Raw genomic sequence first — 13,672 nt, 5'->3', positions numbered from 1 at the left:
CTGGCAGCATGACCGAGTTGGGCGCGTTCGTTCCCACCCTGCTCTGCGTCGCCCTTCTTCTGGCCCTGACGGTGACGGTCCTCCGGGGGTTCAAAGCGCCGCACAGTTCCGCACCGGCCCTTGCAATCCTGCGCGGAGCGGCACAGCTTGCCGTGATCAGCTTTGTTCTGAGCGGCGTCATCACCAGCCCCGTCTTCGTCGCGGCCGCGCTGCTGACCATGTTCACCGTGGCGGCAGCAACTGCCGCGCGGCGGATCGGTTGGAGCTGGAGGCGCCTCGGACTCGTCAGCGCCTCCATGGCCGCCGGCATCGCAGCCACTCTGGCCATCATTTTCGTGACAGGAGCCATCCCGTTCACACCGCGCTATGCCCTGGCGATCGGCGGCATAGTCATCGGCAACGCGATGACCATCGCCACCCTGGCCGGCCTGCGGTTTGCGGAATCCGTGAACGACCGCTGGGAGGAGGTGGAGGGCTGGCTCGCCCTCGGGGCCACGCCGCGGCAGTCAACCCGGGAGCTGGCCCGCGCCGCCGTCTACTCGGCCCTGATTCCCAGCACCGACCAGACGAAGACGACAGGGCTGGTCACATTGCCGGGCGCCTTCGTGGGCGCCATCTTCGGAGGCATCTCGCCGTTGGAAGCCGGGCGCTTCCAGATCATTGTCCTGGCCGCGATCATGTCCGCAGGCTCCATCACCGCTGTCATAACCATCGCCGCCCTGGCGCCCGTCCGCGTCCGCCCCGACCGGCCGCACTGACCCCCCGAGCTACGCGCCCTGGCAGTACAACGCCAAAAGGGAGCGGACGACGGCGGGAAGTTCCCGCCGTCGTCCGCTCTGCTTTGGCGGCCGGGAGGCCTAGACGAACTGGTAGAGCAGTGCCGCCATGGCGAAGCCCACCACGGACAGCACGGTTTCCAGCACGGTCCAGGTCTTCAGGGTGTCCTTGACGGACATGTTGAAGTACTTGGAGATGATCCAGAAGCCGCCGTCGTTGACGTGGCTGGCAATGATGGAGCCGGACGAAATGGCCACCACGATCAGGGCAAGCTGAGGCTGGGAGAAGCCGGAGGCCAGGCTGGGTGCCAGGATGCCGCCCGTGGTCACGATCGCCACGGTGGCGGAGCCCTGGGCGATGCGCATGCCCGCGCTGATGACAAAGGCGGAAAGGATGATCGGCAGCCCGGCCTGGGCCAGCGAATCCGCTACCGCCTTGCCAACGCCCGTGGCGGACAGGACCGCGCCGAAGAATGCACCGGCGCCGACCACCAGCAGGATCATGCCCACCGGGCGCAGGGATGAACCGGTGATTTCGCTCAGCTCGTCCGGCGTCATGCCGCGGCGGATGCCCAGGAGCCACATGGCCAGCAGCACGGCAACGGTCAGTGCGATCGCCGGGTTGCCGAAGAACGTCAGTGCGTCACGCACCGGGCCTGCGGGAGCGAAGATGTTGCCGAAGGTGCCACCGAGGATGAGCAGCATCGGCAGGCCGATGGCCAGCAACACCAGCCCGATGGACGGTTCGTGGCCCTTGGCTTCCTCAGCCTCGGGGACGATCCGGTCCTCGGGAACATTGACCATTACGCGCTTGCCGATCCAGGTGCCCCACAGGATGCCGGAGGCGAACCAGGCCGGAATACCGCAGATCAGGCCCATGAGGATGATCCAGCCGAGGTCAACGTGGAACAGGCCGGCGGCAGCAACGGGGCCGGGGTGCGGCGGCAGGAAGGCGTGCGTCACGGACAGGCCTGCCAGCAAAGGAAGGGCGTACAGGGCGAGGGACTTGCCGCCGCGGATGGCCGCGACGTACACCAGCGGCGCCAGGACGAAGATGCCGATGTCGAAGAACACCGGGATGCCCAGCACGAAGCCGGTGATGCCCATGGCGAGCGGAGTGCCCTTCTCGCCGAAGATCTTCACGAGCCTGCCCAGCAGCACTTCCGCGCCGCCGGATCGCTCAAGGATGGCGCCGAGCACCGTGCCGAGGCCGATGATCACCGTGATGTGGCCGAGGATGCCGGCGAAGCCCTTTTCAATGAGGGCGTCGCTGCTCTTGGTGGCCGAGCCGACCAGCGCCTCCACCGAGATCCCGCCCACCAGGGCCACGATCACGCCGGTTCCCACCAGGGCGATGAACGGCTCGAGCTTGAGCTTGATGATCAGGAACAGCAGGAGGGCGATGCCCGCGCCTGCCAGGAGGAGCAGGCCGGCGGTGTCGTGCCGGAGCCAGTTCAGGAATTCATTCATGGACGTGTCTTTCTCGGTAAGTCCTACTTGAGGGTGCCGGTGAAGGCGACGGCACGTGCCGCGATGTCTGCCCAGTTGCCGGCAGCCACTGCTGCGGGCGGGACCACGCTGGTGCCGCAGCAGACTGCGGCGGCACCGGCGTCGAGGTAGCTTTTGGCGTTGGAGGCGTCAATGCCTCCGGAAGGCAGCAGCCGGATGCCCGGGTAGGGGCCCTGCAGGTCCTTCAGGTACACCGGGCCGAGCTGCCGGGCGGGGAAAATCTTGACGGCGGCGGAGCCCAGATCCAGCGCCTGCGCCACCTCGGTGGGGGTCATGGCGCCCAGGCTGAAGGGGATGCCGGCGTCGGCGGCGACTTTGGCGACCTCCGGGCGGAGCCCGGGCGTCACCAGGAACTGCGCCCCGGCGTCGATCGCCGCCCGTGCCTGGTCCGCAGTCATCACCGTGCCGATTCCGACGGCGGCACCGTGCTCCGCGGCCGTGTCCGCCGCGCGCCGGACGTGGGTCAGCACATCCGGCGTGGTGAAGGTCAGTTCGACGGTGCGGATGCCGCCGCCGGCCAGTGCCCGGCAGAGGTCCGCGGCGTCCGGGATGGACGCGGCGCGGACGACGGCGAGGGTGCGGTCGGCTTCAAGCTGCCGGACGAATTCTTCAGGAGTCATGGGTGGGTTGCTTTCCTTCTCGGGTGAGTCCGTCGCTGCTGCGGCGCAGGGCACGGCCGGCGCGGACGCCGGTCGGTTGGCCGCCGTCGATGGCTGCCGCGCCGTTGACGAAGACGTAGTGGATGCCGGCGGCGGCCCGGCGCGGGTGCTCAAAGGTGGCTTCGTCCCGGACGGTTTCCGGATCGAAGAGGACCACGTCGGCTGCGAAGCCCTCGCGGACCAGGCCGCGGCGGTCAAGCTTGAGCCGCGCCGCCGGCCTGCCGCTCAGATGGTGAACCGTTTCCTCAAGGCTGAGCAGGCCGAGGTCCCGGGAGTAGTGGCCGAGGTAGCGCGGGAACGTGCCCCAGGCCCGCGGGTGCGGCTTGGCTCCGACCAGGAGCCCGTCGCTGCCGCCGGTGTGCGTGCGGTGCTTCATGATGGCCTGGACGTTTTCCTCGTGGCCAACATGCTGCAGGATGCCGGTCCCGAGGCGGTCCTCGGTGAGGATCCGGACAAAAACGTCGAAGGGCTCTGCACCCGTTTCAGCGGCGATGCCCGCGATCGTCTTGCCCACATTCCCGGCGAGCGCCGGGTTCTGGACGCCGCTGATTTCCAGGGTGTCCCATTCGGCCACCACCCCGTGGCAGCCGTCGGAACCGTAGATCTCCACGCTTTCGCGGATCTTCGCGCGGGTTTCCGGATGGGCCAGGCGATTCAGGGTGGCCCCGGTGCCACCGGACGACGCCCAGCTGGGGAGGATGGCGGAGAGCGTAGTGGCTCCGGGTAGGTAAGGGTACGTGTCCAGGGTGATGTCCACGCCGTCGTCGAGGGCTGCGTCGATCAGGTCCAGCAGTTCGCCGGCGCGGCCTTTGTTCTCGGCGAAATTCATGGTGGCGTGGGACAGGTGCAGCGCACAGCCGGTATCCCGGCTCAGGCCGATCATTTCGGCGTAGGCGCCCAGCGCGCCCTTGCCGTAGGAGCGGTGGTGCGGTGCGTAGAAGCCGCCCAGCTCCCCCACCGTCCGGCAGAGCCCGGCGAGTTCCTCGGTGCGGGCATACATTCCCGGCGTGTAGGTCAGCCCGGAGGACATTCCCACGGCGCCTTCCTCCATGGCGGTGCGGACCACCTCCTGCATCCGCTCCTGCTGCCCGGGCGTGGGGTCGCCTTCAGCGAAGCCCATCACCATGGCGCGGACGGTTCCCTGTGGGACGAGGTAGGCGGCGTTGGTGGCGATCCTGCCGCCGCCGCTGTCTTTGCGGTCCAGCCGGTCGAGGTACTCGCCCACTGTCCGCCAGTTCCAGTCGAAGTCCGCGGGGTTGTCGTTCCAGCCGGCAATCTTCTCGCGGACCCCGGCCAGCGTGGCGTCATCCACCGGTGCGTAGGACAGTCCGTCCTGGCCCAGCAGTTCCGTGGTGACGCCCTGGCTGAGCTTGGCGTAGTGGTCCTTGTTGACCAGCAGTTGAAGGTCCGAGTGGGCGTGCATGTCGATGAAGCCGGGGCTCAGGACCAGGCCGGTGGCGTCGATCGTGCGGTCGGCGCCGGTTCCGGCGGCGGTGAGGGTTCCGGCGTCGGCGACGGCGGCAATTACCGGGCCGTCCAGCAGGACGTCCGCCGGGCGGCGGTCCGCTCCGGTTCCGTCCACCAGGACGGCGTTGCTGATGAGGGTCTTCATGGCATGTGTCCTAGAAGAAGGTGTGGATGAGGTCGACGACGGTCCGGTCGCCGTCGGTGTCCGCCAGGACCGGGATGAGGGTCCATTTGTCGAGCGCGGTGCACGGGTGGGACAGGCCCAGCCGGACCACGTCGCCGGGCCGCACCGAGGTGGTTCCGGCGTCGAACGTCATGAAGCAGTGCTGGTCGTTGACGGCGGTGATTTCGGCGCCGGCGAGCGGTTCCATGGGGCCGCCGAGGGCGGGTCCGATCAGCTGGGGGCGCGGCAGTCCTTCGTCGACGGGGAGGTCCCGTTTGCCGGCGTCGAGGATTGCAAGGCCGGGTTCAGGCTGCGAGACAACACGCGCCCAGCCGTGCATTCCGGCACGGAAGGGTTCGCCTCCGTCGCGGGAAAACGGCGAGATGCCGCGGTAGAAGCCGTCGTCGTGGATGATGTACGCGCCGCTGCGGATCATGAGTTCCACGCGGGGGCCGTTCCCAGGGTCGCCTGGCCTGTCGCCGGCAGTGATGCAGGGCGAAAGGACGGAGACGACGTCGTCGAAGTAGGCGCTGCCGCCGGCGGTGAGGATGACGGCGTCGGACCCGTACAGGCCGCCGTCGAGCAGTTCCTCATGGAGCTGGCGCATGCGGCCGAGGTAGCCGCGGACGGCGGCGAGGCTGGCCTGGTCCGCGGTGTGGGCCAGCGATCCTTCGTAGCCGCTGACGCCCACCAGCCGCAGGTGCGGCGACGCCGAGACGGCGCGGGCCACGTCCAGGGCGGCGTCCACGCCGCGGGCACCCGTCCGGCCGCCGGTTCCGCCAAGTTCCACAAGGACATCCAGGACAGCCCCGCTTCCGGCGGCCGCCAGGGTGCGGCCGATGACCTCCACGGTGTCCACGGAGTCCACCCAGGACAGGATGGGCGCGTCTTCGGTGGCGGTGTTGGCCACCCACTCGATGGCGTGCGGGTCCGTGAGGCTGTTGGCGAGCTGCAGGCGGCGGACGCCGAACTCGCGGGCCACCCGGAGCTGGGCGAAGTTGGCGAGCGTGATGCCCCAGGCGCCGCGGTTGAGCTGTTCGGTCCACAGCTGGGGTGCCATGGTGGTTTTTCCGTGCGGGGCCAGCAGCACGCCGTGCTCCTTGCACCACGAGGCGAGCCGGTCCGCGTTGCCGCCCAGGGCCCGGGCATCGAGCGTAAGCAGCGGGGTCTGCAGGTCAGCCAGGCTGTGGCCCGCCGCGACGAACCCGGCGTGGGTTGTCCCGTTGGCGGTGGCGGGCACGGCCTTGTGCCGCCAGTCGAGCCGGACGTCATCGAGGCGGCCCACGGCGGCCGCCGAAATGGCCTCAGCCGGTGCCTCGGCGCCGTACGCGGAAGTATTCACGGGTTCATTCCCTTCACGGTGCGCTGCGTTGTTGGAGCTGCGTTGTGGGTTTCGGCGATGGGTACACCGCCATTGCGTTGCGTATTTTGCAACGCTGGTTGCAAAGCTGCTGGTGATATGTCTAACATGGTGCAGGATTGAGAGTCAAGGCCGCGGCGTGCCCGCAGAGCCGGTTTATCCGCCGCGGAATCCTCAGTACCGCGGCGTCCGAGTGCCGCTGAAAAGCGCAAGAGGGAGTGCGGGAGTTACATGCTGTCAGCTGTATGTGTTGGCGAGACGATGGCCATGCTTACCCCGGTACAGGCCGTACCGCTGCACCAGGCCACGGAGCTCCACTGCGGGATCGGTGGTGCCGAGTCGAACGTTGCCATGGGGTTCGCAGCCATGGGCCTGGACTCGCACTGGGTGGGACGCGTCGGCCGGGACGGTTTCGGCACGCGTATCCTCAACGAGCTGAGCGGGCACGGCGTGGGAGTGGCCGGCGTCGAAGTTGACCCCGCCCTGCCCACCGGCCTCTACGTGAAGGTCCCCGCCCAGGAATCAGATCCCGACGGCGGCAGCTCGGTCCTGTACTACCGGCAAGGCAGCGCTGCGTCGGCCATGGGACGCGAAACGCTCGCGAATCCGGTAGTCGCCGGCCTGCTGGAAAGCGCGGCCCTGATCCACCTCAGCGGAATCACCGCCGCTCTCTCCCCCGAGTGCCTGGAACTCATCGAGGCCGTCCTGACCGCCCCGCGGAACGGACGGACCATCAGCTTCGACGTCAACTGGCGGGCCGCCCTCTGGGCCGGCCGGGACCGCTCGGTGCTTCGACGGATGGCCAACCTGGCCGACGTCGTCCTTGTTGGCAAGGACGAAGCCGAGCAAGCGTTCGGCACCACGGACGAGGCGGAACTCCGCAGGCTCCTCCCGGACCCTGACGTCCTGGTGATCAAGAACGAGGCAATCAGCGCGATTGCGCTGAACCGGAACGGCAGCCGCGACGAGGTCCCGGCGCTGTCCGTGGACGTTGTCGAACCGGTAGGCGCCGGGGATTCCTTCGCTGCCGGCTACCTGAGCGGCATGCTCTTCGGCTTGGACCAGAAGGCAAGCCTCCGCAGGGGGCACGTAGCGGCAGCCTGCACCCTCACCGTCCACGGTGACCGCGGCCCGCTCCCCAAGGCCGCGCAGCTGGCCGCAATCCTTGCGTCGACCGACGCCGAGTGGGCCGCCATCCGCGTTGCCGACGGTCACTTCAACACCAGAACCGGAGCGTGACACCTTGAGCCAGAGCCTGATGCGGGCCATCGACCTGCTCGCTGAACTCGCCGCCAAACCCGCCACCCTGGACGAGCTCGCTGCCAAGGCGTCCGTGCACAAGACCACGGTGATGCGCCTGCTGCACGCCATGGAAGAAAAGCGTTTTGTGGTCCGGGGCGAGGACCAGCGCTTCATGCTTGGCTCCAAACTGTTTGAACTGTCTTCGCTCGCGCTGGAGCAGCGGGACATCCGCAAGGTGGCCCACCAGCATCTGGCCGAACTGAACGGCCGCACCGGGCACACCGTGCATCTTGCGGCCTTCGAAGGCAACGAGGTGGTGTACATCGACAAGTTCGAATCGCACCACCCTGTCCGCATGTATTCGCGCATCGGCCTGACTGCATCGCTGCACTCGGCCGCTGTGGCGAAAGTCCTCCTCGCCGACATGCCGCGCAGCCGGCAGGAAAAGATCGCCGCGGGCCTGGACTACGTCAAAGTTACCGACAACACCCTGACCTCGCCGGAAGCCCTGCTGGCCGAACTGGAGCAGGTCAGGATCCAGGGCTGGGCCCACGACAACGCCGAGCACGAAGCGTTCGTGCACTGCATCGCGACCCCCATTCGCGACGCCAGCGGCGCCGTTGTTGCCGCAGCCTCTTGTTCGGTACCGGTGGTGATGCTCAGCTATGAAGGATTGCTGGAGCTGCTGCCCGACCTCAAAGCCAGCACCGAGGCCATCTCGAAGGACCTCGGCTGGATCAGCCACGAAAGGAACTCAGCATGAGTGAAAAGACCGTAGTACTGACCGAAAACGCTCCCGCCCCGGCGCACGTATTCTCCCAGGGCATCCGGAAGGGCGGCTTCTTCCAGGTCTCCGGCCAGGGCCCCATGGACCCCGCCACCAACCAGTACATCGGCGAGGGCGACGTCCGCGTCCAGACCCGCCGCACCCTGGAAAACATCAAGGCCATCCTGGAAGCCGGCGGCTCCTCCGTGGAGGACGTGCTGATGTTCCGCGTTTACCTCACTACCCGCGACGACTTCGCCGCCATGAACGAGGTCTACGGCGAGTTCATCAAGGAAAACGTCCCCAGTGGAGCCCTTCCCGGCCGCACCACGGTGTTCGTTGACCTCCCCCACGAGGTCATGCTCGTGGAGATCGACGCCCTGGCTGTGACGGCGTAGTCCCCAGCGGTTAAGGTTCGACGGCGGCACTCGGGTGAGTGCCGCCGTCGTGCGTTTTCCGGGTGTTGTGGTCACGCAAAGAGCCAGGCCGCTCCGAGAAGGAGCGGGACCGCCAGCTACAGCGTGTGCGCCGTGACCAGCACGTCCGGCTTCCCTGGAGTGACGCCGTCGGCCGTCTCCACCGGCAGGCCGTTCCGTGCCCAGTACTCGATGCCGCCGATCATTTCCCGCACGGGATAGCCCAGCTCAGCGAACGCCAGGGCGGCGAACGTGCTGCCGTTGCAGCCCGGCCCCCAGGAATAGACCACCACGCCGGTGCCGGCGGGGATCAGTTCAGGGGCGCGGGACGGGACGTCGGCGGTAGGCAGGTGCACGGCCCCGGGGATATGGCCGTGGTCCCAGGACGCCCGCCGCCTGGTGTCGACGAGCACGAATCCCGCGGCCGCGAGGTTCTCGGCAACGTCCATGACATCGATCTCGAACCTGAGCTTGGCGCGGAAGTACGCCGCCGCGGCATTATGCGCGGCCCCGCTGTCGGTGCGTTCAGTAGTCATCCGTGTCCCTATCCGGTGTGGGTGCCCCGTTCCTGGCCAGGAACCCATCGTAGTCCCGGTGTTCGGTCCGCCCTTGGGGGCAACGCTTCGTGCCCGCGCTGTGCCGGCACCTGCGATGGAGGATAGTTTTGAGCCATGACGGCAAGTTACAGGTACGACGTTGAGGTCCTTCATCTGCTCGTGTCTCCGGCGCACGCCTATTTCGGCCGCGCCCGCGAGGGAGCGGCCGACGTCCCCACCATGGACGCCGAGCACGTTGAACTGGTGGCCGGCAAGGGCATTGTGGGCGACCGGTTCTTCGGCAAGGCCGCGCACATGGATGCAGCAGTCACGCTGATCGCGGTCGAGGCCCTCGAAGCGATGGCCGCCGAGCTTGGGACCGGCCCCTTTGACCCGCTGCTGACGCGGCGGAACGTGGTCCTCCGGGGCGCCCACCTGGCCCCGCTGCTGGGCGGGCAGTTCGCGCTGGAATCGCGCGGGGACCTCGTGCGGTTCCGGGCCGGCAGGCCAGCCCACCCCTGCGCCTGGATGGATGAGATGCTGGCCCCGGGCGCCCACAAAGCGATGCGCGGGCGGGGCGGCGTGCGGTGCCAGCCGCTCTCGGACGGCATCCTGCACCGCGGGCCCGCCGTACTGATCAGCCCCGTGCCCCTCGACCCCGAAAGTGCCGGCACGCCCACACTGTTGCGTCCGTCGCGGCTGCCCTGACAGTCCTCCACGCGTCAGGAAGCGGACGACGGCGGGAAGTCCCGCCGTCGTCCGCTCGCCGTTTGCTGCCCTACAGTCGGTGACGCTCCGGGGCTGCCCACCGGGCTTCTCCGGCATCGGCTTTGCTCGCCGGTTGGCCCGCGTACGTCCAGACGCAGGGCCGGCCGGCATCGCTCGGGAAGAGCTGCCCCTCATACAGCGAGAGGCTCGCTCCCGCCGGGCTCTGCCAGACTCCGGTCAGTTCACAGTGGGTGCCGGTGGCCTGCCGCCGCGGTGCCGAAAGGTTGATGATCCTGCGTGCCCGTTTCTCGGCCACGGGAAGTCTCTTCTTCACGATGACGCTCCTGCCGGTTCCCGGTACGTGCTTTCGGGAACATCAGTGATGAACATGTAGCCGGGGGCGTGGCTGATGGCGAAGGAGGGCCTCGATGCCATCACCGCGCTCTGCGGCGTCACCCCGCAGGCCCAGAAAACCGGCACTTCCCCCGGCCGGATCTCCACTGCATCGCCGAAGTCGGGGCGGTTGATGTCGGCAATGCCGAGGTCCCCGGGCGATCCGACGTGAACCGGGCCCCCGTGGACCTTCGGCACTTCCGACGTCACCCTGATGGCCGTATCGACCAGCTCGGGCGGCATCGGGCGCATGGAAACCACCATCGGGCCGTGGATTCGCCCTGCGGGAGTGCACTCGAGGTTCGTGCGGTACATCGGGACGTTCCGGCCGGTTTCGGTATGCCGGAGCGGCACGCCCGCACTGGCAAGCGCGGCCTCGAAGGTGAAGCTGCAGCCGATGAGGACGGCCGTCATGTCGTCACGCCAGACCGCTGAGACGTCCGTGACTTCGTCGGCAAGTTCGCCGTCCACCCACACCCGGTAGGCGGGGATGTCACTGCGGATGTCGGACCCTGCGGCGAGGACGCTCTCGTACTTTCCTGCCGGGATGATGTCGATGACGGGGCAGGCTTTGGGATTGAGCCGGCAGAATTCGATGAATTCGTCGGCGTAGTCGGCCGTCACCGCTATCAGGTTCGCCTGGGTGTAGCCGTCGCTCCATCCGGAGGTGGGGGTGACCAGGCCGTTGCGGAACTTCAGGCGCGCATCGGAGGGTGCCAGGAGTGCGTTGGCCTGGCTCATCGGGTCCCGCTCTCAACAACTTCGGTGGCCGGCTCGGTTGAAGACTGCAGGTACTCCTCGTCCTCGGCAACGTTGGAGTCGCGGCCCAGGGCCAGGCCCACGAGGGTCAGGAGGCAGGCGACGCTGAGGTAGATGGCCACCGGGACCCAGCTGTCGTAGGTGCTCAGCAGGAGGGTGAACATGAACGGAGCGATGGCGCCGCCGATGATTCCGGCGAACGTGTAGGCCAGGGAGCTGCCGGTGGAGCGGAGCCGCGGCGAGAACTGCTCGACGACGAACGCTGCCTGGGGTCCGTACATAAACGAGTGGCAGAGCAGGCCCAGCACGATGCCCACGATCAGCATGACCGGGGACCGTCCTTCGAGGATGATGAAGAACAGGTAGGCCCAGACGGCGGCGCCGACTGCGGCGATGGCGTAGACCAGGCGGCGGTTAATGCGGTCGGAGATGGCGCCGGCGAGCGGCATGGTGAAGAGCTGGAGGGCTGACCCGATCAGGACGGCGACGAGAACCTGGCCGCGGTCGAAGCCGAGCTCCTGGATGCCGTAGGTGAGCGTGAAGACGGTGCACATGGCGTAGAGAACGTCCGGGCCAATGCGGCTGAGCATGGCGGCGATGAGGGGCCGGCGCTGGGTGGCCAGCACTTCGCGGATGGGGGCCTTGGGCTTGTCGCCCCGGGCTTCCATGGCCTTGAAGATGGGAGTGTCTTCGAGCTTGAGCCGGATCCAGAGGCCGAAGGCCACCAGCAACGCGGAGATCAGGAAGGCGATGCGCCAGCCGAAGCTCAGGAAGTCCTCTTCGGACAGGGTCAGGGTGAGGACCGCGAGTGCACCGTTGGCCATCAGGTTGCCGGCGGGCGGGCCGATCTGCGCGGCAGAGGCCCAGAATCCGCGCTTATTCGGGTCGCCGAATTCGCTGGAGAGCAGGACCGCGCCGCCCCATTCGCCGCCGACGCCAACACCCTGGGCGAAGCGGAGGAAAACGAGGATGGCGGGGGCGATGACGCCGATGTTGTCATACGTGGGCAGCAGGCCGATCAGGAACGTGGCGACGCCGATCAGCATCAGCGTGACGACCAGGATCTTCTTGCGGCCGATCTCGTCCCCGAGCCGGCCGAAGATGATGCCGCCGACGGGCCGGGATATGTAACCGACTGCGTAGGTGGAGAAGGCCAGCAGGGTGCCCGTGACAGGGTCCGAGGCCGGGAAGAAGATGAGCGGGAAAACGATCGCAGCCGCGGCGGAGTAGACGGCGAAGTCGTAGAACTCCAGCGCGGTTCCGGTCAGGCTGGCCGCGAATGCCTTGTACATGCCCTTGCGCCCTACAAAGGGTTTCGGGTCGGCGGGGGCCATTACTGATGGAGTGGCCATTTGTACCTCCATAAAGAGTGTGAATGTCATCCGGGTGGGGGCGGATGGTGTTGTACGTCTTTTCTGTCCGGGCCTGCGGCGTTGCAGGTCGGGGCATTCGGGCTTGTGCGGCTACCGTGACGGGCTGCGGAAGTCGACTCTGCGAGCAATCGTTGGATCGTTGAACAATCCGAACTGTTGAACAATTTACGCGACGTAGATCACACCGTCAAGGGGTCAAGGGTGATTCAGTCGTCGCGGCAGTTGCCGGATTTGAGGCGGGAAGCGCTACTTCGCAACGAAGACGCCGCGGTTGGGCTCGCGGACAACCAGGCGCTCGCTCACGAGTTCGGCCAATGCCTCGCGACAGTGTTGCGGGAGACCCCGAGCTCGTCGGAAAAGGCCACTGCCGGAAACCAGCGGACGCTCCATGCGGGTCTCCGCTGCCGGTGGGCCGAAATCCGGGGCCGCCGGCACGCCGGCTGCCGGCCCCGCGAAGGCGCCGCACAAAATCTGAGCACCACCCGTTTAAGGCATGGCCCCGATCGCTGCCACCAACGCCGCGGCCATCTGGCAAGCGGGCCGAAGGTGCCGTCCCTAAACGTTGGCCGCGGGCCAGGGGTGGATATTGAGTGAGGGCCACTCCGTGCTCCACCGCAGGGTCTTGCTCAAGTACACCTCCCTGGGGGCAAGGACAGGGTTGGGCACCACGTTCCGGCCGAAGAGGTCGCCGTAACCGTGCGGTGCGTACGTTGTAACGCCGCCGTGTCCGTCAGAACAGATCGTAGTCGCGGATGCCGGATCCGGGGTCTCTGCCGTCCAGAACGTTCCAGACGGTCTGGAACAGTGCACCTGCTGTCAGCCACCAGTCCGAAACACCCAGCGCCGGCGCCAACTGAAGGATCTGCCGGTTGATCGGATTCCTTTGGACATAGGTCAGAAAGAGTCGCTCATCATCGGAAGTCACCAGCCAATCGTGCCCCAGCCTAGGCAATACTCGAGGGGTGAACATGCAGAGTGAGGTTCTTTTCATCGGCGGCCGGTCGGGCGTCGGAAAGAGCTCCGTGGCGTTTGAACTCCACGCCCAGCTCGCCGCCCTGAACATCAAACACTGCGTGATCGAAGGGGACAGCCTCGATCTGGCCTTTCCCCAACCATGGGAGCACCACCTTGCCGAGCGGAACCTGGCCGCGATCTGGGCGAACTACCGGGACCTTGGCTACCGGCGGATGATCTACACGAACACGGTCAGCGTCCGGTTCACCCAGGAATTGGCGGCAGCCATGGGCGACGAACCCCGCATTACCGCTGTTCTGCTGACCGCCACCGATGAGACATCCTCAGACCGGCTACGCGGGCGCATCCAGGGGAGTGACTTTCAGGAACATCTTGACCGCAGTGTTGCGGCGGCCAGGGACCTGGAGCTCCGAACGCCGCGGTGGGTCCATCGATACCCGACGGACAACCGCAGCGTCCAGGCCATTGCCGCTGGCCTCCTGCCGCTCACCGGCTGGACCGCCAACCCGGCCGACTAGGAAAATCGTCACGGCCTGGAAGTTCACAGTCGGATAGAGGTGACCCTGATTG

At 67.3% G+C, this 13,672-nt stretch carries 16 protein-coding genes; 6 read left to right on the top strand and 10 right to left on the bottom strand.

Annotated features, from left to right (window positions below; all coding sequences use genetic code 11):
- The first annotated feature begins 8 nt into the window (after positions 1-8).
- Entirely contained in the window at positions 9-758 is a 750-nt protein-coding gene (locus tag AB0N24_RS14815) for an ABC transporter permease (RefSeq protein ID WP_364125564.1), read from the top strand.
- Positions 759-857: 99 nt separating this feature from the next.
- Here the strand turns inward: AB0N24_RS14815 and AB0N24_RS14810 are convergent, their stop codons facing one another.
- The 4 genes from AB0N24_RS14810 to AB0N24_RS14795 are packed head-to-tail and all read right to left on the bottom strand — an operon-like array spanning position 858 to position 5,916.
- Complete coding sequence (locus tag AB0N24_RS14810) at positions 858-2,246, bottom strand: gluconate:H+ symporter (protein ID WP_364125562.1); 1,389 nt, start codon at positions 2,244-2,246, stop codon at positions 858-860.
- A 23-nt stretch (positions 2,247-2,269) separates the two neighbouring features.
- Complete coding sequence (locus tag AB0N24_RS14805) at positions 2,270-2,905, bottom strand: bifunctional 4-hydroxy-2-oxoglutarate aldolase/2-dehydro-3-deoxy-phosphogluconate aldolase (protein ID WP_214949226.1); 636 nt, start codon at positions 2,903-2,905, stop codon at positions 2,270-2,272.
- A complete protein-coding gene (locus tag AB0N24_RS14800; protein WP_364125560.1) occupies positions 2,895-4,556 on the bottom strand; it encodes a D-aminoacylase in 1,662 nt (553 codons plus the stop codon). The genes AB0N24_RS14805 and AB0N24_RS14800 overlap by 11 nt, the downstream gene beginning before the upstream one ends.
- Before the next feature lie 10 nt (positions 4,557-4,566).
- Positions 4,567-5,916, bottom strand: a complete 1,350-nt coding sequence (locus AB0N24_RS14795) for an amino acid deaminase (RefSeq protein ID WP_364125558.1) — start codon at positions 5,914-5,916, stop codon at positions 4,567-4,569.
- Positions 5,917-6,165: 249 nt separating this feature from the next.
- On the opposite strand from AB0N24_RS14795, the gene AB0N24_RS14790 reads away from it, so the two are divergent.
- From AB0N24_RS14790 to AB0N24_RS14780, 3 genes are read left to right on the top strand one after another with little or no spacing between them, the layout of a single operon-like run.
- A complete protein-coding gene (locus AB0N24_RS14790; protein ID WP_364125556.1) occupies positions 6,166-7,173 on the top strand; it encodes a sugar kinase in 1,008 nt (335 codons plus the stop codon).
- Between the two features lie 19 nt (positions 7,174-7,192).
- Complete coding sequence (locus AB0N24_RS14785; protein ID WP_364125706.1) at positions 7,193-7,939, top strand: IclR family transcriptional regulator; 747 nt, start codon at positions 7,193-7,195, stop codon at positions 7,937-7,939.
- The gene (locus tag AB0N24_RS14780) at positions 7,936-8,340 is read left to right on the top strand and encodes a Rid family hydrolase (protein ID WP_364125553.1); all 405 of its coding nucleotides are present in this window, start codon (positions 7,936-7,938) and stop codon (positions 8,338-8,340) included. Before AB0N24_RS14785 ends, AB0N24_RS14780 begins: the two co-directional genes overlap by 4 nt.
- A 116-nt stretch (positions 8,341-8,456) precedes the next feature.
- Here the strand turns inward: AB0N24_RS14780 and AB0N24_RS14775 are convergent, their stop codons facing one another.
- Positions 8,457-8,894, bottom strand: a complete 438-nt coding sequence (locus tag AB0N24_RS14775) for a rhodanese-like domain-containing protein (protein WP_364125550.1) — start codon at positions 8,892-8,894, stop codon at positions 8,457-8,459.
- A 135-nt stretch (positions 8,895-9,029) separates the two neighbouring features.
- Between AB0N24_RS14775 and AB0N24_RS14770 the strand changes: the two genes are divergently transcribed.
- Complete coding sequence (locus tag AB0N24_RS14770) at positions 9,030-9,602, top strand: MOSC domain-containing protein (protein WP_364125548.1); 573 nt, start codon at positions 9,030-9,032, stop codon at positions 9,600-9,602.
- 70 nt (positions 9,603-9,672) lie between these two features.
- On the opposite strand, the gene AB0N24_RS14765 is transcribed toward AB0N24_RS14770, so the two are convergent.
- From AB0N24_RS14765 to AB0N24_RS14745, 5 genes are all read right to left on the bottom strand, one after another.
- Positions 9,673-9,936, bottom strand: a complete 264-nt coding sequence (locus tag AB0N24_RS14765; protein ID WP_364125545.1) for a hypothetical protein — start codon at positions 9,934-9,936, stop codon at positions 9,673-9,675.
- Positions 9,933-10,736: a putative hydro-lyase gene (locus AB0N24_RS14760; protein ID WP_364125542.1), complete on the bottom strand. Its 804-nt coding sequence runs from the start codon at positions 10,734-10,736 to the stop codon at positions 9,933-9,935. The genes AB0N24_RS14765 and AB0N24_RS14760 overlap by 4 nt, the downstream gene beginning before the upstream one ends.
- On the bottom strand, positions 10,733-12,106 hold the full coding sequence (locus tag AB0N24_RS14755) for an MFS transporter (RefSeq protein ID WP_364125540.1): 1,374 nt from the start codon (positions 12,104-12,106) through the stop codon (positions 10,733-10,735). Before AB0N24_RS14755 ends, AB0N24_RS14760 begins: the two co-directional genes overlap by 4 nt.
- Before the next feature lie 576 nt (positions 12,107-12,682).
- The gene (locus AB0N24_RS14750; RefSeq protein ID WP_364125537.1) at positions 12,683-12,937 is read right to left on the bottom strand and encodes a nucleotidyltransferase family protein; all 255 of its coding nucleotides are present in this window, start codon (positions 12,935-12,937) and stop codon (positions 12,683-12,685) included.
- Positions 12,858-13,052, bottom strand: coding sequence for a nucleotidyltransferase family protein (locus tag AB0N24_RS14745; RefSeq protein WP_364125534.1), 195 nt, complete (start codon positions 13,050-13,052; stop codon positions 12,858-12,860). Before AB0N24_RS14745 ends, AB0N24_RS14750 begins: the two co-directional genes overlap by 80 nt.
- 43 nt (positions 13,053-13,095) lie before the next feature.
- Here AB0N24_RS14745 and AB0N24_RS14740 point away from each other — a divergent pair, with 43 nt between their 5' ends.
- Positions 13,096-13,620, top strand: a complete 525-nt coding sequence (locus AB0N24_RS14740) for an adenylyl-sulfate kinase (protein WP_364125703.1) — start codon at positions 13,096-13,098, stop codon at positions 13,618-13,620.
- Positions 13,621-13,672 lie beyond the last annotated feature (52 nt).

Origin of the sequence: Arthrobacter sp. NPDC093128, assembly GCF_040683875.1 — a bacterium.
GTDB lineage: Bacteria > Actinomycetota > Actinomycetes > Actinomycetales > Micrococcaceae > Arthrobacter.
The sequence above is the reverse complement of the archived record's forward strand: the minus strand, read 5'-3'. Positions and strand labels throughout refer to the sequence as shown.

Coding starts and splice junctions, on each gene's coding strand:
- AB0N24_RS14815 (WP_364125564.1), top strand. CDS start 9: ATGACCGAGTTGGGCGCGTTCGTTCCCACCCTGCTCTGCGTCGCCCTT.
- AB0N24_RS14810 (WP_364125562.1), bottom strand. CDS start 2,246: ATGAATGAATTCCTGAACTGGCTCCGGCACGACACCGCCGGCCTGCTC.
- AB0N24_RS14805 (WP_214949226.1), bottom strand. CDS start 2,905: ATGACTCCTGAAGAATTCGTCCGGCAGCTTGAAGCCGACCGCACCCTC.
- AB0N24_RS14800 (WP_364125560.1), bottom strand. CDS start 4,556: ATGAAGACCCTCATCAGCAACGCCGTCCTGGTGGACGGAACCGGAGCG.
- AB0N24_RS14790 (WP_364125556.1), top strand. CDS start 6,166: ATGCTGTCAGCTGTATGTGTTGGCGAGACGATGGCCATGCTTACCCCG.
- AB0N24_RS14785 (WP_364125706.1), top strand. CDS start 7,193: ATGCGGGCCATCGACCTGCTCGCTGAACTCGCCGCCAAACCCGCCACC.
- AB0N24_RS14780 (WP_364125553.1), top strand. CDS start 7,936: ATGAGTGAAAAGACCGTAGTACTGACCGAAAACGCTCCCGCCCCGGCG.
- AB0N24_RS14775 (WP_364125550.1), bottom strand. CDS start 8,894: ATGACTACTGAACGCACCGACAGCGGGGCCGCGCATAATGCCGCGGCG.
- AB0N24_RS14770 (WP_364125548.1), top strand. CDS start 9,030: ATGACGGCAAGTTACAGGTACGACGTTGAGGTCCTTCATCTGCTCGTG.
- AB0N24_RS14760 (WP_364125542.1), bottom strand. CDS start 10,736: ATGAGCCAGGCCAACGCACTCCTGGCACCCTCCGATGCGCGCCTGAAG.
- AB0N24_RS14755 (WP_364125540.1), bottom strand. CDS start 12,106: ATGGCCACTCCATCAGTAATGGCCCCCGCCGACCCGAAACCCTTTGTA.
- AB0N24_RS14740 (WP_364125703.1), top strand. CDS start 13,096: ATGCAGAGTGAGGTTCTTTTCATCGGCGGCCGGTCGGGCGTCGGAAAG.